16 protein-coding genes are annotated in these 21,297 nt (G+C 34.7%); 9 read left to right on the plus strand and 7 right to left on the minus strand.

Annotation, left to right across the window (positions count from 1 at the left end; genetic code table 11):
• Window positions 1-26: 26 nt before the first annotated feature.
• The 4 genes from FVB9532_RS13060 to FVB9532_RS13075 are packed head-to-tail and all read left to right on the plus strand — an operon-like array spanning window position 27 to window position 6,193.
• Window positions 27-1,229 (plus strand): DUF4856 domain-containing protein, encoded by a 1,203-nt coding sequence (locus FVB9532_RS13060; protein WP_150545625.1) that lies wholly within the window; start codon window positions 27-29, stop codon window positions 1,227-1,229.
• Window positions 1,229-2,362: an imelysin family protein gene (locus tag FVB9532_RS13065; protein ID WP_228482343.1), complete on the plus strand. Its 1,134-nt coding sequence runs from the start codon at window positions 1,229-1,231 to the stop codon at window positions 2,360-2,362. Before FVB9532_RS13060 ends, FVB9532_RS13065 begins: the two co-directional genes overlap by 1 nt.
• Before the next feature lie 11 nt (window positions 2,363-2,373).
• On the plus strand, window positions 2,374-3,738 hold the full coding sequence (locus tag FVB9532_RS13070) for an HTTM domain-containing protein (RefSeq protein ID WP_150545626.1): 1,365 nt from the start codon (window positions 2,374-2,376) through the stop codon (window positions 3,736-3,738).
• Window positions 3,674-6,193 carry a TonB-dependent receptor domain-containing protein gene (locus FVB9532_RS13075; RefSeq protein WP_228482344.1) on the plus strand — a complete coding sequence of 840 codons (2,520 nt, stop codon included), beginning with the start codon at window positions 3,674-3,676 and terminating at the stop codon, window positions 6,191-6,193. Before FVB9532_RS13070 ends, FVB9532_RS13075 begins: the two co-directional genes overlap by 65 nt.
• Here FVB9532_RS13075 and FVB9532_RS13080 read toward each other — a convergent pair.
• From FVB9532_RS13080 to FVB9532_RS13095, 4 genes are all read right to left on the minus strand, one after another.
• Complete coding sequence (locus FVB9532_RS13080; protein WP_150545627.1) at window positions 6,190-6,432, minus strand: hypothetical protein; 243 nt, start codon at window positions 6,430-6,432, stop codon at window positions 6,190-6,192. The two genes, FVB9532_RS13075 and FVB9532_RS13080, sit on opposite strands and share 4 nt — an antisense overlap.
• 159 nt (window positions 6,433-6,591) lie before the next feature.
• Entirely contained in the window at window positions 6,592-7,851 is a 1,260-nt protein-coding gene (locus FVB9532_RS13085; RefSeq protein WP_150545628.1) for a T9SS type A sorting domain-containing protein, read from the minus strand.
• 27 nt (window positions 7,852-7,878) lie between these two features.
• Window positions 7,879-9,294 (minus strand): HmuY family protein, encoded by a 1,416-nt coding sequence (locus FVB9532_RS13090; protein WP_150545629.1) that lies wholly within the window; start codon window positions 9,292-9,294, stop codon window positions 7,879-7,881.
• 3 nt (window positions 9,295-9,297) lie between these two features.
• Window positions 9,298-11,448 (minus strand): TonB-dependent receptor plug domain-containing protein, encoded by a 2,151-nt coding sequence (locus FVB9532_RS13095; protein WP_150545630.1) that lies wholly within the window; start codon window positions 11,446-11,448, stop codon window positions 9,298-9,300.
• Window positions 11,449-11,563: 115 nt separating this feature from the next.
• Here FVB9532_RS13095 and FVB9532_RS13100 point away from each other — a divergent pair, with 115 nt between their 5' ends.
• Genes FVB9532_RS13100 through FVB9532_RS13110 form a run of 3 tightly spaced genes read left to right on the plus strand, consistent with a single transcriptional unit; the run spans window position 11,564 to window position 13,490 of the window.
• Complete coding sequence (locus tag FVB9532_RS13100; RefSeq protein WP_150545631.1) at window positions 11,564-12,463, plus strand: DUF6607 family protein; 900 nt, start codon at window positions 11,564-11,566, stop codon at window positions 12,461-12,463.
• A 3-nt stretch (window positions 12,464-12,466) separates the two neighbouring features.
• Window positions 12,467-12,988 (plus strand): FMN-binding protein, encoded by a 522-nt coding sequence (locus tag FVB9532_RS13105; protein ID WP_150545632.1) that lies wholly within the window; start codon window positions 12,467-12,469, stop codon window positions 12,986-12,988.
• A 1-nt stretch (window position 12,989) separates the two neighbouring features.
• Complete coding sequence (locus tag FVB9532_RS13110) at window positions 12,990-13,490, plus strand: Aq_1264-related membrane protein (protein ID WP_150545633.1); 501 nt, start codon at window positions 12,990-12,992, stop codon at window positions 13,488-13,490.
• Window positions 13,491-13,720: 230 nt separating this feature from the next.
• On the opposite strand, the gene FVB9532_RS13115 is transcribed toward FVB9532_RS13110, so the two are convergent.
• Window positions 13,721-14,554, minus strand: a complete 834-nt coding sequence (locus tag FVB9532_RS13115) for a universal stress protein (protein ID WP_150545634.1) — start codon at window positions 14,552-14,554, stop codon at window positions 13,721-13,723.
• Window positions 14,555-14,725: 171 nt separating this feature from the next.
• Here FVB9532_RS13115 and guaB point away from each other — a divergent pair, with 171 nt between their 5' ends.
• Together guaB and FVB9532_RS13125 are read left to right on the plus strand one after the other, a co-directional pair.
• Window positions 14,726-16,198, plus strand: a complete 1,473-nt coding sequence (guaB, locus tag FVB9532_RS13120) for an IMP dehydrogenase (RefSeq protein ID WP_150545635.1) — start codon at window positions 14,726-14,728, stop codon at window positions 16,196-16,198.
• 212 nt (window positions 16,199-16,410) lie between these two features.
• A complete protein-coding gene (locus FVB9532_RS13125; protein ID WP_150545636.1) occupies window positions 16,411-17,730 on the plus strand; it encodes a sugar MFS transporter in 1,320 nt (439 codons plus the stop codon).
• A gap of 118 nt (window positions 17,731-17,848) precedes the next feature.
• Here FVB9532_RS13125 and FVB9532_RS13130 read toward each other — a convergent pair whose 3' ends face one another.
• Entirely contained in the window at window positions 17,849-19,924 is a 2,076-nt protein-coding gene (locus FVB9532_RS13130; RefSeq protein WP_150545637.1) for a glycoside hydrolase domain-containing protein, read from the minus strand.
• 4 nt (window positions 19,925-19,928) lie between these two features.
• Window positions 19,929-21,191 carry a YdcF family protein gene (locus tag FVB9532_RS13135; protein ID WP_150545638.1) on the minus strand — a complete coding sequence of 421 codons (1,263 nt, stop codon included), beginning with the start codon at window positions 21,189-21,191 and terminating at the stop codon, window positions 19,929-19,931.
• Between the last annotated feature and the right edge of the window lie 106 nt (window positions 21,192-21,297).

Raw genomic sequence — 21,297 nt, forward strand, 5'->3', positions numbered from 1 at the left:
TTTAAAGCAGTCTAAATAAGTGTCAAATGATCAAATCAATCTCTCTTTCATTTTTAACCATTTTTTTATTAGCTTCTTGTTCTTCAGACGATGATAATTCGGCTGCAGTAGAAAATTTGGAAGTTCCAGCAACTTATACTTTTGAAAGAAATGGTGAAAGTACCGTTTCTTATTCAGGTCAAACTACCCGAATTACAATGGCTAAAGCACTAGCAGGCCAAATGATGGATGAAACTTCTAGCGAAGAGCAATTGTTGAACATGCTAAACAATGAAAACAATCCTTTTACAGAAGAAGAATTGAATACATCTTCTAAAAACATCAAGAGTAAATTAGCGGCATCTGCAGAATATTTCTCTACAAATACAGTAGAAAGTAATGCCTACAAACAAGATTTTGAAAATTTCTTAATTAATCAAGCTAATGAAGTTTATCCTAATTGGAATACACTTGCAGAAGCAGGAATTGCAGGCCAAGTGATCGATGGAAGTAAAACTAGATATATAAGTGGAAAAGGGTTAGAGTATAACCAAGCTTATTTAAAAGGCTTAATGGGAGCTCTTTTAAGCGATCAAATGCTTAACAACTATTTGTCTTCTTTGGTTTTAGATGAAGGTGATAATAAAGCTAATAACGATGCTGAAATTGTAGAAGAAGGAAAAAACTATACGACAATGGAGCATAAGTGGGATGAAGCTTATGGTTATTTATATGGGGATGCAAGTGTACCAACAGCAAACCCTATGGCATCCATTGAAGACAATGAAGATAAGTTTTTATTCAACTATATAAGACAAGTAGATGCTGATGATGATTTTACGGGAATTGCACAAGAAACTTTTGACGCATTTAAAAAAGGTAGAGCTGCCATTGTTGCCGGTAAATATGATATTAGAGATGAGCAGATAGCTATTATTCAAGAAAATATTTCGATGATATTTGCAGTAAGGGCTATTCATTATTTACAATCAGGTAAAGTAGCTATTCAAGAAGAGAATGTAACAGGTGCTTTTCACGCCTTGTCGGAAGCTTACGGATTTTTATACAGCATTCGTTTTTCTCATAACCCTGCCAACGATCAACCTTATCTTTCTGCTTCAGATGTAAATGCGTACTTGGCAGATTTAATGGAAGACAATGGTTTTTGGTCGGTTACTCCAGAAAAGTTAGATGAAATTTCAGAAGCTATTGCTTCCGCTTATTCAATTTCAGTAAGTCAAATAGATTAATGAGTCAACCATTTATTAAAATGAAGAAGTTTTTCTTTTCTTTACTTTTTGTTGCATTTGTAGTTGGGTGTTCTGATGATTCTTCAGAAGACAATTCTTCTACAGATAATTTCGACCGACAGGCAATGCTAGTTAATTGGGCAGATAATTTAATTATTCCTTCCTATACTTCATTTCAAGGAGAGGTAGAAGTATTAAAGAATGCGAGCGAGACCTTTACCGAAAATCCAACACAAGAGCATTTAGAAGCCTTACGTGCAGTATATCAAGAAGCTTATTTGGCTTTTCAACATGTATCAATGTACGAAATTGGTCCTGCAGAAACCGTTAATTATAGAGGTTTTATAAATACTTATCCTACAGATGCTGAAGGTATAGAAAATACTATTGCTAGTGATTCTTATAATCTAGAATTACCATCTAATAGAAACATACAAGGTTTTCCGGCTTTAGATTATTTATTATACGGCTTGGCCGAAAGCGATGCAGAATTATTAGCAGTTTATTCTACTAATCCTAATGCAGATGCTTATAAAAACTATCTAACAAACGTTAGCCAACGTATTTTAGATTTAACAGGAGCAGTACTAACCGAATGGAACAACAACTATAGAGATACATTTGTAAATAATACAAGTTCTTCCAATACAGGTTCTGTAGATAGGTTTACCAATGACTTTATTATTTATTATGAAAAGTATCTAAGAAGTGGTAAAGTGGGGATTCCTGCCGGAGCATTTTCAGGAACAGTACAACCTACAAAAGTAGAATCTTATTATCATCCTTCATTTTCAAAAGAACTTTTAAAAGAAGCCTTATTGGCTACACAAAATTTCTTTAACGGTCAATCCGCTGGGAATAGTACCAATGGAGCTAGTTTTAAAACTTACCTTGATTACTTAGATTCTATGAAAGATGGAGAGCAGTTATCTTCGTTAATCAATGATAGATTTGAAAATTCATTTCAGAAAATCAATGAACTGGATGCGAGTCTTCTACAACAAATAGAAACCGATAACAATAAAATGCTCGAAACTTTTGACGCTTTGCAAAGTAATGTGATCTTGCTTAAAATTGATATGCTCCAAGCACTTTCAATTAGTGTAGATTATGTAGATAGTGATGGGGATTAGATAACTTACTTATGCGTAAACGCATAGAAACATACCTTCAAAAAAATACGAGTGCAGCCCCACTAGCTGTATTTCGTATTTTTTTTGGTTTAATGATGTTGATAAGCATTATTAGATTTTGGTCGAAAGGTTGGATAGAAAAGCTATACATTCAACCCAATTTCTTTTTTAGCTACTATGGGTTTGAATGGGTACAACCTATAGGTAATTATACTTATCTTATTTTTGCTATTTGTGCAATTTCTGCTTTGTTAATCGCATTAGGCTACAAATACAGATTATCGATAATTCTTTTTTTTCTGAGTTTTACCTATATCGAGTTGATGGATAAAACCACTTACCTTAACCATTATTATTTTATAAGTATTCTTAGTTTTTTAATGATTTTTTTACCGGCTGCTAACTATTTTTCTATGGATGCCAAAAGGCAACCTGAAAAAGCGTTTCAGTATATTCCCAATTGGACTATCGATAGTATTAAATTACTTATTGGCATAGTTTATTTTTATGCAGGCTTAGCAAAAGCCAATTCAGATTGGTTGTTTCGGGCAATGCCTTTAAAAATTTGGTTACCTGCCAACTATGATTTGCCGTTTTTAGGCGATTTACTTCAGCAAGAATATATTCATTATTTTTTTAGTTGGTTTGGGTTTATTTACGATTTGAGTATTCCCTTTTTAATGTTTTATCGCCCTACAAGGAAACTTGGTTTTTTCTTGATTGTGGTTTTTCATTTAGCTACCCGTATTTTATTTCCTATAGGTATGTTTCCCTATATCATGATCGTAAGTGCGCTTATCTTTTTTAACTATAAATTTCATGAAAAGATCTTAACGTTTATCACCAACTTATTTTCTATAGATGCGTCTGTTTTTAATACGGGTAAAACACTTAAGTTTGCAGTTTTTTCTAAAAAGGTTCGGTTGGCGGTATTAAGTTTGTTTTTTGCTGTACAAATCTTGTTTCCTTGGAGGTACTTCCTATATCCAGGTGAACTTTTTTGGACAGAAGAAGGCTTTCGGTTTTCTTGGCGTGTGATGTTAATGGAAAAAGCAGGTTATGTACAATTTAAGGTGAAAGATACTCAGACAGGAAAATGGTTTTATGTTGATAATTCAGATTTTTTGACTTCATTTCAAGAAAAACAGATGTCATTTCAGCCCGACTTTATCTTACAATATGCCCATTATTTAGCAGACCATTTTAAAAGCCAAGGACATCGTAACCTCGCCATTTATGTAGAAAGTTACGTAGCCTTAAACGGAAGACGAAGTCAGCCTTATATAAATCCTGATGTTAATTTATTAGAATATGAAGATTCATTTCAGCATAAAACATTTATTCTCCCTTTCACAGATGAAATTAAAGGACTTTAGTTTACTGCTTTTTACTTTTCTTTTGGCTTCTAACTTACATAGCCAATATGTTTTAGAAGGAACGGTGGTTGATGAGCTTAACCGACAACCTGTTGAAAATGCAGAGGTTTACAATACTACCTTGGGTAAAATGGTAGCTACCGATGAGTTAGGAAAGTTTTCTTTTAAAGACTTAGCCCGTGGAGAATATGAGTTAGTAGTTTTTACTTATGAAGCAGAAATGACTGAATCGAAGGTAGCGGTAAATGGAAATACAAATATTGAACTAGTGCTTTCCCCTTTAGCCGAATCTTTATCTGAAGTAGTGATCAACCAAAGAAAAGAGCGAATTTTTGCTTTGCGAAAGTTGAAAAAAGTGGAAGGCACCGCCATTTATGCCGGAAAGAAAAATGAAGTGGTCGTGATGGATAAGCTTACAGCCAATTTAGCCACTAACAATGCCCGGCAAATTTATAGCCAAGTGGTGGGATTGAATATTTATGATAATGGAGATGCCGGTTTGCAGTTGAATATTGGAGGAAGAGGATTGGATCCTAACCGAACTCAAAATTTTAATACCCGACAGAATGGTTACGATATTTCTGCAGATGTGCTGGGTTATCCTGAAAGTTATTATACGCCACCACCGGAAGCTTTAGAAGAAGTTCAAATTATTAGAGGAGCAGCCTCTTTGCAATACGGAACACAATTTGGTGGTTTGATAAACTTTAAACTAAAGAAGCCCAATAAATATAAGAAAATCGAGCTAGTTAGTCGGCAAAGTTTAGGATCTTACAATTTATTTACAAGCTTTAATAGTGTAAGTGGAACGCTTGGTAAATTTAGTTACTACACTTACTTTCATTATAAAACAGGAGAAGGTTTTAGACCAAATTCAGGCTATGATTCTTACAATGCTTTTGGGCATATTAATTATCAATTTTCAGAGCAAACAAGTCTAGCTTTGGAATATACTTTTTTAGATTATTTAGCACAACAACCGGGAGGATTAACCGATAGTCAATTTTACAAAAATCCGGACTATAGCAACCGATCAAGGAATTGGTTTAAGGTAAACTGGAATTTATTCGCCTTAAAATTTAAACATCAATTTTCAAAACGAACAGATTTTTCTTTAAATCTTTTTGGGTTAGACGCTTCGAGAAAAGCGCTTGGATTTAGGGAGAATCGAGTATCATTGGTAGATGATCCTTCGGAACCAAGAGAACTCCTTATCGATAATTTTAAGAATTGGGGAGCAGAAGCAAGGGTGTTAACGCGTTATGATCTTAAAAATAGCGAACAAGTATTACTTTTAGGAGCTAAATACTATCAAACCGATAATTCGCAGCGGCAAGGACCAGGTACCGCAGCGAGTAATGCAGATTTTAGTTTTGATGATACTAATTTTCCCAATTACCGTAGGCAAACCAATTTTGATTTTCCCAATAAAAACATTGCCTTTTTTGGTGAAAACATTTTCAATATCACCAATAAGTTAAGCGTTACCCCAGGTTTCCGGTTAGAATATATAAACACAGAGGCCAATGGTATTTATAAACAAGTCTATGTAGATCTTAACGATGATGCCTACGCCAGTGAAACTTTTGAAGAGAATAAGCAATACGAGCGCAATTTTTTATTGCTAGGTGTCGGCACTTCTTATCAAGCTAGAAAAGGATTAGAATTGTATGCTAATTTTTCTCAGAATTATCGGTCGGTTACCTTTTCAGATATTAGAGTAGTGAATCCGGTTTTTCAAATTGACCCGAATATTACCGATGAAGAAGGTTTTACGGCAGATATCGGTCTTCGCGGAAAGGTAAAACAGCTATTAAATTACGATATTAATGTATTTGGGCTTCGCTACAATAAGCGAATAGGAGAGGTGTTAAAAGAAGAAACCCGTGTAAATGAACAAGGTGAAAAAGAAAGTACGGGGAGAATAGTCCGCTTTAAAGGAAATATAGGAGATGCTTTTATTTATGGAGTAGAATCGTTTGCAGAACTAAATTTGATAGAGGCTTTTAATGCAAAAAACAAGAATTGGAAAGTCAGTATATTTTCAAATCTAAGCTATACGCAATCTGAATATACCAGTTCACAAGAAAACAATGTTGAAGGGAACGAGGTAGAGTTTATTCCTCATATCAATTTAAAAACAGGAATTGGGTTTGGTTATAAAAATTTATTGGGTAGCCTACAATATACCTATCTATCAAAGCAATATACAGATGCCACTAATTCTCCACAAGATAAAAAGGATAATCAAAGTGGAATAAGAGGCGCTATACCAAGTTATGGAATATTAGATTTAAGCTTATCTTACAGGTATAAAAGATTTACTTTAGAAAGCGGAATCAATAATTTACTTGATAACTCTTATTTTACGAGAAGAGCTACCGGATATCCGGGACCTGGAATTATACCTGCACAACCCATTACTTGGTACACTACCTTACAAGTGAAAATTTAAGCAATTTCTTGAGGTGCCCAATGCGAACATTGCATATGAGGAGCAGCTTTATTAGGGTTAGGGCAAGTAGCACTCATGTACCTGGCACAAGTAGTGCAATTGGGATCATCTTTTATAGCAGGTTGCATATCAAAACTATCACAAGTATGCTTTATTCCTACTGTGGTTTCGTGTAATTGACAGAAATGATCTTCATATTTTTGGCAGTTTACACAGCTATTTCCTAGTCTAATACTCATAACTTTTATTTTTAGTTTTCTCTAAATTAGGCTGAAATGAATATAGAAGCAATTTAAATAGTTGTAATTAAGTATTTTGTATTTAGATTTACTTAAAACAAGAAAAGCCGCCAGAGGCAGCTTTTCTATAAATTTCAAATTAAAGAGGTTACACTAATTTTAATTCAAAATTAATTTTTTAGTAGTTATTTGATTCCCAGATTGAAATCTGATTAAATAATTACCTTGGCTTAGCTGAGAAACATCTAATTTCTCGGTATAGAAACCATTATTTTGAAGTCTTTTTTCCAGTACTTTTTGACCGGTAATGGTGTAAATAGCAACATTTACATTGGCTGAAGTTTGATTTTTGTATAGAATTTCAATTTGGTCTTGAGCCGGGTTAGGGTAAAAACCGAAAGAATCACCATTGTCAAAGTTGGTTGTACTCAGTTGGCTGGTTACATCTTCAGCATTAAAACTAAGATTTCCCGTAGAGCTTCCTTCAAAAGAAGTAAAATGTAATCTAAAGACTTCGTTATTAATAGTATCTTTTACGTAATAATATTTTTCGTCATCTACATTATAGGTGCTGGCTTGATAATCGTATTCTTTCCAGTCGTATCCTATGGTGTTTATTTCAGAAAGATAGTTTTGGTTATTTGGATTTCCGTTTCCACTTTCAACGCTTTTGGCAATAATTGTGTTAGGATGATTTAGTACTCCGGTAACTACATATTTCATAGTCCCCCCGTTGTAAGGATAATCTGTAGTAAATTGGGTGAATTTTAAATCCCAATCTGTACTTGCTGGTTCTGCAATGACTTCTGATCCTGTGGTGAAATTATAATAATTAAAAATACGATCTGGGTTATTACTGTTGGAAACTGTTTCGGTAGTATCTTCACTCCAAGTAGAAGTTGAATTATCCCAAGTAGCATATTTAAAAGTATAACCTCCTAAATATTCTTCTATAAATAATTTTCTATAGGTGTTTTCGTCATATTTTAAAACGAAAATGATTGTACCTTGAACAGTATGAGAAGCCATATCATAAACTCCCCAACCATAACCGAAAGGGGAAGAGGTTTCTGAGGCATTATCAAAAGCTCCGACAAACCAATCTTGATCACTATTATATAAAGGTGTCCAGTTAGCTTCATTCGCCACATCAATAGTTTCCCAATCATTTTCGCTATTAGAAGCTTCAAAAACTTGAATACCTATTCCGTCATTAATACGAATAGCCATATTTGTGGCACTTGTTCTTAAAAATGCAATTTCCCAATCACTAGCGGTAAAAGTTTGTGAATTATTCGATGAAAAGTCGTAAAAAACTTCGTTTTCATAACCTGCTCCCATAGAGAGGTCTACTTGCGTCTGGGCATTTATATTAAAAATACTAGTAAGCAATGCCACTAAAAATAATTTTGGTTTCATAGGTTAAATGATTTATATAATTAGTTATTAGTTTAAAAGTTTATATTCAAAAGCCGGATAACCTCTTATGCCGTTCTCATTTACCAGAGCAGTAAAACGTAATTTGTAAAGGTTTCCATCAGAATCTTCGATAATGTAAAATAAGTTAGGTGTTACCGATTGTGTAAAAACATCTCTCCAGTGACTACCAATTATGCGTTGGTCTATCTCCAAAGCATTCTCATCTACATCTTCAAGCGAGAAGTTTTGATAATTTAAATTGTCATTAGCAGAGATTCCATAAGCTTTTGTTTCGGCTAAAACATTTGTAGCTACATAGTCTGAAAAACCATAAGCTGTTTGTCCGCCTCCCGGTAAGTCCAATACTTCCGTAAATACAGTAAAGTTTAAGTCCCATTGGAGAGCTTCGGGTTCTACTTCAACTACATTTTCTGTAACTAGACTAAAGAAAGTAAAGTTGTATCCCGAAGTTTTAGAAATGGTTACTTCGTTGTGAGAGCTTGTCTCTAAATCTGCATACTGTAAAATATAGTTCCCGTTTTCTTGAAGTACCCGTACTTTCATCCAACCTCGTGCTTCGCCGGCTACTGCTACACTCCCAATTTCTGGAGTATCGGTTCCAACAGTATTCCCCATATTAAGAAGGTAAACTTTATTTTCTTCAATAGTTATAGAGATTTCATCGATAGTAGTACCAGAGATATCGCCACTAGGCTCGTCTACATATTCGTTTGAGCCATCTTGTAACAATTGCATTTGGTTTTGTAATTCACTTACATCATTAGCAACTACCTCGTCAATATTTGTGGTTTCTAATTTGGCAGCCATCATAAAAAGTGATGAATTTAATTTCACTCGAAACTCATTGCTGCTGTTAAATGCTAAATCCCAACGATCTCGTGGAACGATTTTTTGATTTTTCGAACTTAAATCGATATATACTTGATTACCTTGGTTGGGACCCCCAAGTTCAGGAGCTAAACTTCCGCCACTAGAGGGAGCATCAAAAAAATTAGCGGTAAACGAAGTGTTCCCTTGGGTCATTCCTGTATTCACTTCAGTAATCAAAAACTCTACACTTTTAAGCTCTTCACCTTCAACGGGGTTTGGAGTAAGCTTTTCAAAAGTGAAAGAAGTACCAGTAGTTCCTGCTTCAATAGAAATTTCAATCACTCCATTATTGGCTGCAGGAATAGTCGTAAAATCAGTTCCGTAACTCAAATTATTTTCCGTGTAAATAATACTTAGCGTTCCGTTTTGCGAAGCTTCTTCAGAGAAAACCAAGTTAATTTCTTTTTCAGAATCACTATTAGTAAAACTGAAGTCTGAGTTTTCAAAAGCAACAACAAAATCGTTGCTAATTCCGGTATCATTATCATCGTCGCTACATGCCGTTAAAAAAACGAGAAGTAATAAGCTTAATAGGGTGGATTTATATTTCATAGGTTAAAAATTTAGGTTGTATAATAGTTTTAAAAAGTAAGATCTTCCGTAGCCAAGAAGTTGACTTTGAGCTCCGTTAGCATGCGTACTTCCTGGACCATTTCTTAGGTTTACGCGGGTGACGTCTAAGACATTTCTTGCGCCAAGCGTAACTACAATATCATCAAAAAAGGTTTTTCTAATAGAGGTATTTAACCAACCGAAACCTTCGAGTTTACTTTTGGTGATTTCATCTGAATTATCTCCGTCATAAACAAATTGGTAGGTTGGGCCGTTGTATTTAAAAAAGGTAGAAAATGTTGTATTCCATTTATCAACGGTATAAGAAACGTTGGTGTTTACTTCAACTGAATACAGGTAATCGTCATTGTAATTTTCATTGGCATTTAAGATTTGCGACTGTCCTGAAAAGCTGATTCCTAGGTTGGTTTTGAGGTTTTTATAACTTAAATTATTGCGTAAAGAAAGTCCCCAAGTTCTATATAAATCAATATTTTCATAACGGTAGGCTAGTGGTGAGTTGCTTACCACAATTAAGTCTATTTTATCATCGATATCTAAATACCAAGCGCTAAGTTTAGGTCTAAACTTTAGTTTGTAATCTTTACTCCAAAAAGTTTTTTTTAGGTGAAGAAATATAGATTTTCCGTTTTCAGGTCTTAAACTTTCGTTGCCTTGAACGTTATGGTTAGAGTCAACCATATAGGTAAAGAGCTGATCGAAATCTGGAAGTTTCGGTGCAGTTCCCGCAATTAGCCTTAATTGATAATCTTTAGGTAAATTAATTTTAGAGCTTAATGATGCAACATACTGCGGATTAAACCTAGAAGAAGTCATTAATCTAAATCCTGGTCTAAAAGACAGCGTTTGGTTAGGTTTAATTTCTGAAGAAACAAATCCACTATAAGTATTGTACTTATTTTTCTTGTTACGCTGAGAGATGTCTTGTAAGGCTAAACCACTCTGCGTTCCTTCATCTAACTGAGCCTCATAGCCTAATTCAAAATTTGCTTTTTTACTATTGAAAAAATTGCTAAACGTTCCTCTCGAAAAAAAACCATTTCTAGTGTTGTAATCGTATTTATCTAGTCTTTCTTTTTTACCTGAGTTTAAATAGTAAGTAAACTGTTCGTAATTCTTTACCTGTTGCTGGTAAGAGGTAGAGATATTATAATTTACTTGTCTATCAATTTCACCTGAAACATTTAAATGATGATAAAAACGCTCTGATGAAAAAATCTCATCATTAGCCGTAGGATTTACCGTTTGTGTAGCAGAATTTTTATTGAAGTTTACATTGTTAGCAAAGCCTAATGTTTCCTCGGTAAAATATTCAAATTTGTAAAATGCCCTAAAATATTTTTGGTTGTTGAAATTTACCAAACCTTTAAAGGTATTTTGTTCTTTGGGTAACCATTCATAACCGCGAAGGCTATCATTTATAGGTTCAGGTTGATGATGGTTGTAATAGTTTTTCCCTTTTAAATTATTTAAAAAGCCCTTAAAATCATTACGTGTATACAATGCTTGCGCGTACCATTTATCAGAAAAATTATGACCCACTTTTAATGATTGAATATGTCTTCCTTCATCAAACCAACCATATTCATTGCCAACGGTTTCTTCTTGAAGATAGGGCGTGATTTGCCAACGATGATCAGAAGATTTTTTGGTGATAATATTTACTACTCCTGTAACCGCATCAGCTCCATATTGCACCCCCATGGAGCCTTCAATAATTTCAATTTGTTTAATATCGTCGAGGTTAATTTGAGTAACATCTATAGCGTTACCAAAACCTTCATCACCAATTATTGGGATGTTATCGACTAAAATTTTTACATAACCTGAACTAAACCCAAATTGTTCGATACCAGACCTCCCTTTTCCTGGTTGAGGAACGACATTCATATTTAAGGTTTGGGTAAGTACATCGGCTAAATTGTTTCCTGCCAACAACTGAATATCTTCTTGGTTGAGTACTTCAATTTCAAAAACCGATTTATTCACCGATTGCGCATTATATTGTCCGGTTAAAACAACTTCTTCAAGTCGATTTCTTTGAATAGAATCGTTTTTTTTCTCATTGGTTTCCTGAGCTAGAATGCTGTTTGTTAGTAGTGATAATAGTAAGGTTGATAGTAAATATTTCATTATTTAGACTAAGTCTTAATTAAATTTACGTTGCAAATATATAAGTTATTTTTAACCAATCTAAATAAATTTTATATTTTTGTCGAAAATTTAGATTCAACTTAAACTCACAAAAATGAATTTCAAAAATTTACTTACAGGAGCTTTTTTAGCAGCAACTTGTATGGGAAGCTATGCCCAAAAATCAGTTAAACAGGATCGCGAAGCCATCAAAGAGATGTGTGGCTGTTTTGAGGTGACATTTAAGTACACCGAGACTTTTGCCCCCGAGATTGATTACGAAAAGCATTACGATTACAATGCGAGCGCTTTAGAATGGGCAGAATTAATTAAGGATGAAAAAGACGAACTTTCTATTCAGCATTTATTGGTGATCAATGATACTACCGTCATTAAGCATTGGCGTCAAGACTGGCTGTATGAAAATACCAAGCGATATGATTTTAACCATGATAACCAATGGACGTTTGTAGAAATGCCTAAAAATGAAGTAAAAGGGCAGTGGACACAAAATGTATATCAAGTAGATGACAGTCCGCGTTACTCAGGTTCTGCCACTTGGTTTCATGCCGATGGGCGTCACTTCTGGGACGATGTAGCTAGTTCTCCATTACCACGTAGGGAATATTCTAAACGAAGTGATTATAATGTAATGATGCGTGGGAACTTTGTGGAAATAACCGATGAAGGTTGGTTGCACGAACAAGATAACAAAAAGGTTATTCGTGAAGATGGAAAAGAAGATGTACTTTTAGTACAGGAGAAAGGCTATAACATCTACAAAAAAGTAGCTGATGAAAAATGTAAAGTTGCTAAAGAATGGTGGGCGGCCAATAAAGAGTTCTGGAGCAAAGTAAGAGCGAAGTGGAGTGAAGTTTATGGAAGAGATAAAGATCTATCTTTAGAGAAAGAAGTAGAAGGCCAAGCACTTTTTATGAAGCTGTTCCCAATGGATACTTCAGCTAGTCAAGGAGAGATAGATAAGATTATTGAAGAATACGTAATTGAAGGATAATTTATGTTGAAGAAAGTTTTTATAGTAGCTTTTATCTTTATTGGTTTTGGTTTTACCAATGGTGAACTGGAAGAAAAATTTTATAAAGCCATTCGTGGAACGTATGAAGTGGAGAATTTTGATTTAAAAGAAATTGAAGCTCCTGCAGCCGTTAATGAAAAGCTACCCGCAAAAACCGGAGATAAACACTTATTTCAAATTTTTTCTGAAGGCAATTCAATAGGTTACGCCTATTTGGGAAAAGCCCCAAGTAAAAAGAAAGAATTTGATTATGTGGTAATGTTTGACAACAACTTGATCATCAAAAAATCAAAAGTGCTTATCTATCGTGAAAATTATGGTCAGCAAATAGGTACGCAACGATGGTTAAAGCAATTTATTGGGATGTCACCTTCTTCAGAAGTAAATTATGGCGAAAATGTAGCGGCGATAAGTGGCGCCACCATTTCAGCCTCTTCTATGGCGAGAGCAGTAAACAAAGTTTTAAAAACCATGAAAATCCTTCAAGAAGAAAAAGTCATTTAAAATGAATTTAAACGGACGTATTGCTGAACTACCCAAAGAAGTAAAATTATTAATCGGCGCTTTTCTAATCGTGTTAAGCGCCGGTTATTTTACAGGTTTTCGCTTTGTAAATGAAACTACAGAAAATAACCCAAAAGGCATACAAGAAAATTACTTAGGCAACGAAGATGATTTAGAAGCTGAGGTAATGAAATTTAAAAAACCAAAACGGGAAATGCTTACCATCATCCACACCCATATTCTTTCCATGGCTGTTATCTTTTTTATTTTGGGTGGTTTAGTAAGTTTAATAAACTTAAAATCTGGAATAAAAAAGGCCCTAATGATAGAACCTTTGTTTTCTGTTTTACTCACCTTCGGTGGAATCTATTTGATGTGGCTAGGATGGCATTTTATGCGTTACATTGTCATGCTTTCTGGAATCTTAATGACTACTTCCTTTATCATTTCAGTAATAATCGTTTTCTTTCAGCTATTTAAAAAGAAAACCGGAAAAAATTAAAATCAATTTATGATCGTGAAAATCATAAGGATTTACATTCCTACTAAATTGTCACATTGAGCGGAGTAGAAATGTTGATTCAGGGTCTCTTTTCAAAATTTTGGTTTTAAATTTTTATGAGATTCCATATTAAGCCTGTATCCCTTATCTTGACTGGTAGGCGTCAGGCGGGTATAGGTCCAAAATGATGAAAAATATTAATTATAAAAAATTAACGATAATCAAAAAATCTAATTTTCAGGATTGTAGCTTTCCGTAGGCAATACTAAAAATGGAAACTTGGCATTAAATCCAATTTCATTAATAATTGAACTGAATAAAAGTTTTTCAATAAAACTTCTTCGATGTTTGATCATCACCAACAAATCAATCGGTTTTTCTTTATTAAATTCTTCAATAGCTTCTGGGACACTATCTTTGTAAACCGAATTAAAATCGTGTGAAGTTTCATCAAAGAAACTGTCTAAATCTTTTTTAGATTGAAGCTGTTCGTCAGTTAACCTATTACCAAAATTGGCATGCATCACATGGATTTTTGCATTTCTTTTTTCAGCAAGGTTTTTAATTAAACTCATTTGGTATTGCGCAAAATCAATTTCATATTTTGTGGCAAAAAGAATATGTTCCAATTCTTTGTATTTGTAATTAGATGGAATGGCTAGTAACGGGCATTTAGCTATTTGGATGGCGTGAACCGTATGTGTGCCAAATAAAATTTCTTCACCGCCAGAAGCACCATTGGTGCCCATCACAATCAAATCTATTTCTTTATTTTTTGCCCGCTCTTCAATTTCTTGGTAAAGCATATTAAAAGAAGAAACCGATTCAAATTCATGGTTGGGGTTATTGAATTCTGTAACAATGTGTTTTCTTAGTTGTTCTAATTTCTTTAGGGAGTTATTTTCGTAAAGTGTGTTCAAACTACTGTAAATAATATAATCAGAATTGTAAAGTGTATTTAAAAGTATAAAATGACACTTTTCATCTTTAAAAAAATGTAAAGCATAAGAAATAGCATTATATGCATTTTCTGAAAAATCGGTGGGAAGCAAAATTCTTTTCATCATTTTAGTTTTTAGGTTAGGGTAAATTTAATCAAGTTTTATTTGCTAAAAACTGATGTAAATCAGTTTTTAGCAAATGCTGCTTTTAAGAAATTGTAAAATAATTATGATGAGGTAAACTAATCTCATAGTAAAAACCTATATTTGCATGCAATTAAATCTTTAATTGCTATGACTGCACACGAAAACAAGATTTTAGGCGAAGGACTTACTTACGATGACGTCTTACTTGTACCAGCCTTTTCAGAGGTGCTTCCACGGGAAGTAAATATTCAAACAAAATTTACACGAAACATTACTATTAATGTTCCTATTGTTTCTGCTGCGATGGATACCGTAACAGAATCTAGAATGGCAATTGCGATTGCTAGGGAAGGAGGTATTGGTGTTTTACATAAAAATATGACCATCGAGCAGCAAGCGCTTAAGGTTAGAAAAGTAAAACGTGCAGAAAGCGGAATGATTATCGATCCCGTTACTTTGCCCATTACAGCAAAAGTGAAAGATGCAAAAGCATCGATGGCAGAACATAGTATTGGTGGAATCCCTATTGTTTCTGAAGAGGGAAAACTTTTAGGAATTGTAACCAACCGTGATTTGCGTTTTGAAAAAAATAATAACCGGCCTATTTCTGAAGTAATGACTTCTGAAAACTTGGTAACCGTTGCTGAAGGAACTTCATTAGAAGACGCTGAAGATATTTTACAAGCCAATAAAATTGAAAAGCTTCCGGTAGTTAATAAAGAGAATAAGTTGGTAGGCTTAATTACTTTTAGGGATATTACCAAATTAACTCAAAAACCCATTGCCAATAAAGATCAATACGGAAGGTTGAGAGTAGCTGCCGCTTTAGGGGTTACTGCAGATGCTGTAGAAAGAGCAGAAGCTTTGGTAAATGCAGGAGTAGATGCAGTAGTTATCGATACCGCTCATGGTCATACCAAAGGTGTGGTTCATGTACTAAAAGAAGTTAAAAAGAAATTCCCTGAATTAGAAGTAGTCGTTGGGAATATAGCAACACCAGAAGCAGCAAAATATTTAGCAGATGCAGGAGCAGATGCCGTAAAGGTAGGAATTGGTCCGGGGTCTATTTGTACCACACGTGTAGTGGCTGGAGTAGGTTTTCCTCAGTTTTCAGCTGTATTAGAAGTTGCTGAAGCTCTTAAAGATACCGGAGTTCCCGTAATTGCAGATGGAGGTATTCGTTACACCGGTGATATTCCAAAAGCTTTAGCAGCAGGAGCAGATTGTGTAATGCTAGGTTCTTTATTAGCCGGAACTAAAGAGTCGCCCGGTGAAACTATTATTTACGAAGGAAGAAAATTTAAGTCTTACCGAGGAATGGGATCTGTAGAAGCGATGCAAAAAGGTTCTAAAGATAGATATTTCCAAGATGTAGAAGATGATATTAAAAAATTAGTGCCCGAAGGTATCGTAGGCCGCGTTCCTTATAAAGGAGAACTTTTTGAAAGTATGAACCAATTTATAGGCGGGTTACGCGCTGGAATGGGATATTGTGGGGCCAAAGATATTGCTAGCTTAAAAAGCGATGCAAAATTCATAAAAATCACTTCTTCAGGGATTATGGAAAGTCATCCACACGATGTAACCATTACCAAAGAAGCTCCTAATTATTCAAGATAGAAAAATAAATTTTTAGAAGTTAAAAAGTCCTCAGTTTTTGAGGACTTTTCTATTTAATAAATAGAAAAGAATGCTACTCAATTTATGCTTAAATTGCTTCATTTTTAAGCAATTTATAATTACTTTGGCGTTGCAAAAAATATAGCTCTATCGATATCGTTAATACCTTAAAACTATATTTTTCATTTTAATCAATATCAAACATACATACAATGAATAATAATTCTTCAAAATCTTATAGAACGGCGTTTATGTTTTTAACGCTATTATTTTTCTTATGGGGTTTTCTTACTGTTATTGTAGATTCCCTAATTCCTAGATTAAAAGAAGTATTTGAGTTAAGTTATTTTCAAGCTGGGATGGTTCAGTTTGCTTTTTTTGGCGCTTACTTTTTACTGTCTATTCCTGCAAGTTTTATTTTATCTAAAATAGGTTATAAAAAAGGAATTATATTAGGTATTCTCATGATGGCCGCAGGATGTTTATTGTTTTACCCCGCATCTTCCTTAAGGCTATTTTGGGTATTTATGTTGGGTTATTTTATTTTAGCCGGTGGGATTACCATATTGCAGGTAGCAGCAAACCCATATGTTACTATTTTAGGACCAGAAAAAAGTGCGGCGAGTCGATTAAATTTGTCACAGGCCTTTAATTCATTAGGTACTTCAATAGCACCTATAGTTGGAGCGCTATTTATTTTGAGTGATAAGATAATGACGTCTCAGCAAATAGATGGATTGAGTGAGGCCGAAAAAACAAAATACTATGCTGCTGAAGCTTCAGCTGTTCAACTTCCGTTTCTTACCATTGCCGGTATTTTAATTGCCATAGCCTTAGTTTTTGTATTTGTAAACCTTCCAAAAGTAATAGGAGAAGGGGAAAATAAAGGAAGCTATAGTGCAGCTTTTAAAAATAAAAATTTAATACTTGGTGCTATTGGTCTATTCTGCTATGTAGGAGCAGAAGTAGCCATAGGAAGTTACATGGTCAACTATTTTATGAAATTAGAATTGGCGGATGTTGTAAGAAATACTCCTTTTATGAAAAGTATTGCGAATTGGTTTTTAACCGATGATTTAAATGCAGTAGATGGTAAAGCTGTTGTTGGTATTTTTGTAACATTTTACTGGACAGGAGCCATGGTAGGAAGGTTTATTGGTGCTTATTTAACTAGTATCATCAAACCGGCTAAAGTATTAAGTATTTTTGCAGTACTGGCTTTAGCGTTAATTATTATTTCTATACAAAGTGAAGGTTTAACAGCTATGTGGGCGATTATAGCAGTTGGTTTGTTTAATTCAATTATGTTTCCTACCATATTTAGTTTAGGTTTAGATGAATTAGGGGAAAGTAAACCACAAGGTTCCGGAATTATGTGTACCATGATTGTAGGAGGTGCTATTGTACCACCATTATTTGGTTTGTTAACCGATACTTCTGGCTTTGGTTTTGCCTTTATGCTAGTAATGTGTTGTTACCTTTATATTTTCTTCTTTGCTTATCGACATAAGAAAACAGAAGTTTCTATCTAATAATAAAAAAGCTCTTCCCATACAGAAGAGCTTTTTTTATAGAGTAGTCGTTATTGTTTTGAGCTTTGTTATCTAAATCAAATTGATTACTAATTACTTTTATTAGTACGAAGAGTATTTATTTTTCAAAATCGGAAATCCACTGATTTTCAACACCCCATTTTTTGTTAGGCTCTGCTCCGGTTTCTATAACGAGTTTTCCTCCTTGAGTAAGTTCTTCGTGCGTGAGCCAGTTTCTGGAGAGTTCTTTTCCATTTAATTGAGCTGACTGTACATAAAAATGATCTTTGTTATAATTGATCACTTCCATCTCAAAAGATTTACCGTTTTCCCAATTTATCTTTACCGATTTGAAAATGGGAGCTGTTAGATAATAAACTGGATCACCAATGTTTGCAGGAGAAAGACCAATACTTCTCATCACAAACCAAGAGGACATAGTACCTGCATCATCATCCATTGTACGAATGTATGCCTGAGGTTGGTTTTTATAAATTCTTCCAATATAAGGGTCAACTCCCTTACTGTTATTGTTGAAGTAATTTTGAACAACAGTATCTAGCATAATATTACGAAACAACTTCTGGGATTTCCAAGGTTTTCTTGTGGTGTTATAAAGCCCGGGAACTTGTAAATCAGGTTGGTTTGCGTGATTGTAATTATTTTCATCAAAAAATTGATCCAGTTGGTTTGTAAATGCATTTTCACCACCTGCCAGTTCTTTGAGACCTTTGATGTCAAAAGGAACAAACCAGCGGTATTGCCAGATAGTACCTTGATATAGGCCACGTGCCTGCATCTGGTCTACATCATCTTTTGAAAGATCTGCAAAGTCTTTATTCCAATAGGTTTTATAGTCTAGTGCTTTTTTGGCGTATGTAGCACTGTTTACACTGTCTCCAATTTTATTTAGCAGCTTTGCAATAGCCCAATTGTCATAAGACGACTCTAGAGCCTTATCGGGTGAGCTGTAGTCTAAGCGATCTGCTTCGGCCATTAAAGAATCTTTTATGGCTTCAATGTTAAATCTGTAGCCTTTGGTATAGGCATCTAAAAGTACTACCAAGGCGTGTTCTGTTCTTACGGTAGGAGATGGCTCATTTTTAGTAGCCCAATTTTTCTTTCCGTAGGGATATAAATTGGCAATTGACTTTGCGATAGGGTCAAATCTTTCAGGATACACTAGTGAAAGCATAGGTAATTGTTCCCTGTAGTTATCCCAAATAGCCCAACCATGATAAACAGGAAAATCAGATTTTTGTTCAGAACCATCAATTGCTCGATAGGCACCATCTTTTTCAGAAATAAGATAAGGAGCTTGTAAACCACGATAGAGCAATGAATAAAAAAGATTTTCACGATCGCTTTCACCAGTAACAGCAATCCGCTTTAATAGGTTATTCCAGTGGTTAGTAGTGTTTTTTTGAAGTTCGTCAAATGAAATCGCTTCGATTCTTTGAAGTGCATAATCTGTATTGACGGAAGAGAAGCCAATGCGAACTTGCATAGTAGAACTGGTGTCTTTTCTAACAGCCATAAAACGATGTTCGTCCAATGATGTTAGATTCTCAAGATTGCTGATCTCAAGCGCATAGTAGATACGATAAATACCTACACTACAAGTGGTTTTTGTATCTATATAGCCAGAGATAAGATTTTTATTTATTTGGTGCTTTTCGTCAACAAATCGGTTGGCAAATGCATAAGATAAGTCTATAAGAAGACCGCTTTTTTGCTTGGGAAAGCTATATTCTTCAATACCAAAATTAGTTTTTACAGCCATTTTTGCCTGTATTCCATTTTCAAAAGAGACACTGTAGAAACCAGGGTGAGCAGTTTCTGTATTCTTTATCAATAGGGTATTCTCATCTTCATCTAAAATGGGTTTTATTAAAATGTTCCCACCACTTCCGGTACAACCTACGCCTTCTATGCGGGTATGTGTAAAACCATCAAATTCTTTGGCATAATGATCATAGCCTGTATGTATATGTGGATTGGTTTGAGGGCCAATACTCATCATGTTGAAAGGGGAAGAGGCGGCAGGTGAGAGTTGCCCGTGATCTGCAGAAGTACCTAAAAAGACATTTACCCGTTCAACAGGGGATGTTGTATTTTCTGAAACAATTCTCTCTTTTTCCTTTTTACAGGATATAAAAAAAACTACAAGTAATACTATGATGAATCTATTCATTTTTTTAAGGGTCGAGGGGTTCTAAAGGGTTTTGTTGCAATGATTCTATTTGGGGAAGAAATTCTAAAGTTGTTGAATTCAGGCGTTTTCCAATAACTGCAGGAAGGTAGCCCAGTTCTTCCCTGCAGCGATCTGCAAAACTACTAGCCCCCGTATACTTGCTGTGCGCATTGTTAGTAACTACCAGTGAAGCGCGGTCAATAGGAATATGATAAGCGATCATCAGGCGCGAAGCATTTCTTAAATTGGTGGTGGTATGTCTGGCGTGAGGATCTATTATGATACGCTCTTCAGGAATATTATATCGTTCAATCAGTTCTTTTTTCATTTCAATTGCTTCTGCAAATGGACTGCGAAAAGGATGTGCATGTCCCCCGGAAACGATAATCAGCGGAGCTTTTTTCTGCTGAAATTCAAGTACGCCCAATTGCAGATTGAGTTTTCCCAATGCAGAAAGGGTATCCCGGTAATTTTCAGGGCCATTGCCTAAGATTAAGATTGCCGGATAGTCATAATCTTTGAAGTTAATATTCTTAATTTCTTCAACTGTTTTTCTGTTTTCTTTTTGTTCAAGAGGTTCGTAACGTGCCGCTTCATCCCTATGATTTAGATAGAGAAGCGATAAGGCAAAATCAAGTGTGGGTTGAAAAAAAAGCGTGGTGACTGCCGGTTTTTTATGTTGAAGCATATCACTCCACATCACTAAAGAACCCTGGTAATAGTCTGAAGAGACCTCATAAGATATCGAGTCCATCGTAGCATACTGTGGTGCTTCACCTAAGCCGTAAACTTTTAAAATACGATTCATTCCTGCAGCACATAATTTCCAACAGGCAGCAAGATATTCAGCATCAGAAAGATTTTTAAAATTTTCGTATTGGCCAGAAGGTCTCAAATTTTTGGTGACCAAAGCTTTTACTGCCGCTTCATTTTTTACCAGTTTTTCCAGTTCGAGACCGATTTGATTTATGCTTTCTTTAGAAATGAAATAGGCTTTAACGATGCAGGCACCACTCGTTTTACAGCGATTGAGACTGGCTTCAATGTTCGTGTTTTGGGCTTTGTAAATGGCCTTTAAGGTTTCGTTATTTTCTAAAAGTGTGCTGACTTTTGGATCATTCTGAATCGCAGTAAACAGGTAAAAGTTTTTGTCCTGAACGCGATCACCAGACTCAGATGGTTTAAAGTGTGCATTATAACCTATTGAGTTTTGTGCCTGTAGATTTAGATAGCAAAAAAATATAAGAAAGAAGTAGATTTTATACATAGTTATAAGATTAAAAAAGGCTAAAAAGTTACTGAAATAGGTTCTTGCATGTGTATATGCTCCAACTCTTTTTCAGCCTACTTTTTAGCCTGATTAAATGATAGGT

This window comes from Mesonia oceanica (assembly GCF_902499555.1).
GTDB lineage: Bacteria > Bacteroidota > Bacteroidia > Flavobacteriales > Flavobacteriaceae > Mesonia > Mesonia oceanica.

What these genes read in the sequence shown, in the direction of transcription:
- FVB9532_RS13085 (WP_150545628.1), bottom strand. Translation starts at nt 7,851, where the DNA reads ATGAAACCAAAATTATTTTTAGTGGCATTGCTTACTAGTATTTTTAAT.
- FVB9532_RS13095 (WP_150545630.1), bottom strand. Translation starts at nt 11,448, where the DNA reads ATGAAATATTTACTATCAACCTTACTATTATCACTACTAACAAACAGC.
- FVB9532_RS13090 (WP_150545629.1), bottom strand. Translation starts at nt 9,294, where the DNA reads ATGAAATATAAATCCACCCTATTAAGCTTATTACTTCTCGTTTTTTTA.
- FVB9532_RS13110 (WP_150545633.1), top strand. Translation starts at nt 12,990, where the DNA reads ATGAATTTAAACGGACGTATTGCTGAACTACCCAAAGAAGTAAAATTA.
- FVB9532_RS13135 (WP_150545638.1), bottom strand. Translation starts at nt 21,191, where the DNA reads ATGTATAAAATCTACTTCTTTCTTATATTTTTTTGCTATCTAAATCTA.
- FVB9532_RS13070 (WP_150545626.1), top strand. Translation starts at nt 2,374, where the DNA reads ATGCGTAAACGCATAGAAACATACCTTCAAAAAAATACGAGTGCAGCC.
- FVB9532_RS13080 (WP_150545627.1), bottom strand. Translation starts at nt 6,432, where the DNA reads ATGAGTATTAGACTAGGAAATAGCTGTGTAAACTGCCAAAAATATGAA.
- FVB9532_RS13130 (WP_150545637.1), bottom strand. Translation starts at nt 19,924, where the DNA reads ATGAATAGATTCATCATAGTATTACTTGTAGTTTTTTTTATATCCTGT.
- guaB (WP_150545635.1), top strand. Translation starts at nt 14,726, where the DNA reads ATGACTGCACACGAAAACAAGATTTTAGGCGAAGGACTTACTTACGAT.
- FVB9532_RS13060 (WP_150545625.1), top strand. Translation starts at nt 27, where the DNA reads ATGATCAAATCAATCTCTCTTTCATTTTTAACCATTTTTTTATTAGCT.
- FVB9532_RS13125 (WP_150545636.1), top strand. Translation starts at nt 16,411, where the DNA reads ATGAATAATAATTCTTCAAAATCTTATAGAACGGCGTTTATGTTTTTA.
- FVB9532_RS13100 (WP_150545631.1), top strand. Translation starts at nt 11,564, where the DNA reads ATGAATTTCAAAAATTTACTTACAGGAGCTTTTTTAGCAGCAACTTGT.
- FVB9532_RS13105 (WP_150545632.1), top strand. Translation starts at nt 12,467, where the DNA reads ATGTTGAAGAAAGTTTTTATAGTAGCTTTTATCTTTATTGGTTTTGGT.
- FVB9532_RS13115 (WP_150545634.1), bottom strand. Translation starts at nt 14,554, where the DNA reads ATGAAAAGAATTTTGCTTCCCACCGATTTTTCAGAAAATGCATATAAT.
- FVB9532_RS13075 (WP_228482344.1), top strand. Translation starts at nt 3,674, where the DNA reads ATGAAGATTCATTTCAGCATAAAACATTTATTCTCCCTTTCACAGATG.
- FVB9532_RS13065 (WP_228482343.1), top strand. Translation starts at nt 1,229, where the DNA reads ATGAGTCAACCATTTATTAAAATGAAGAAGTTTTTCTTTTCTTTACTT.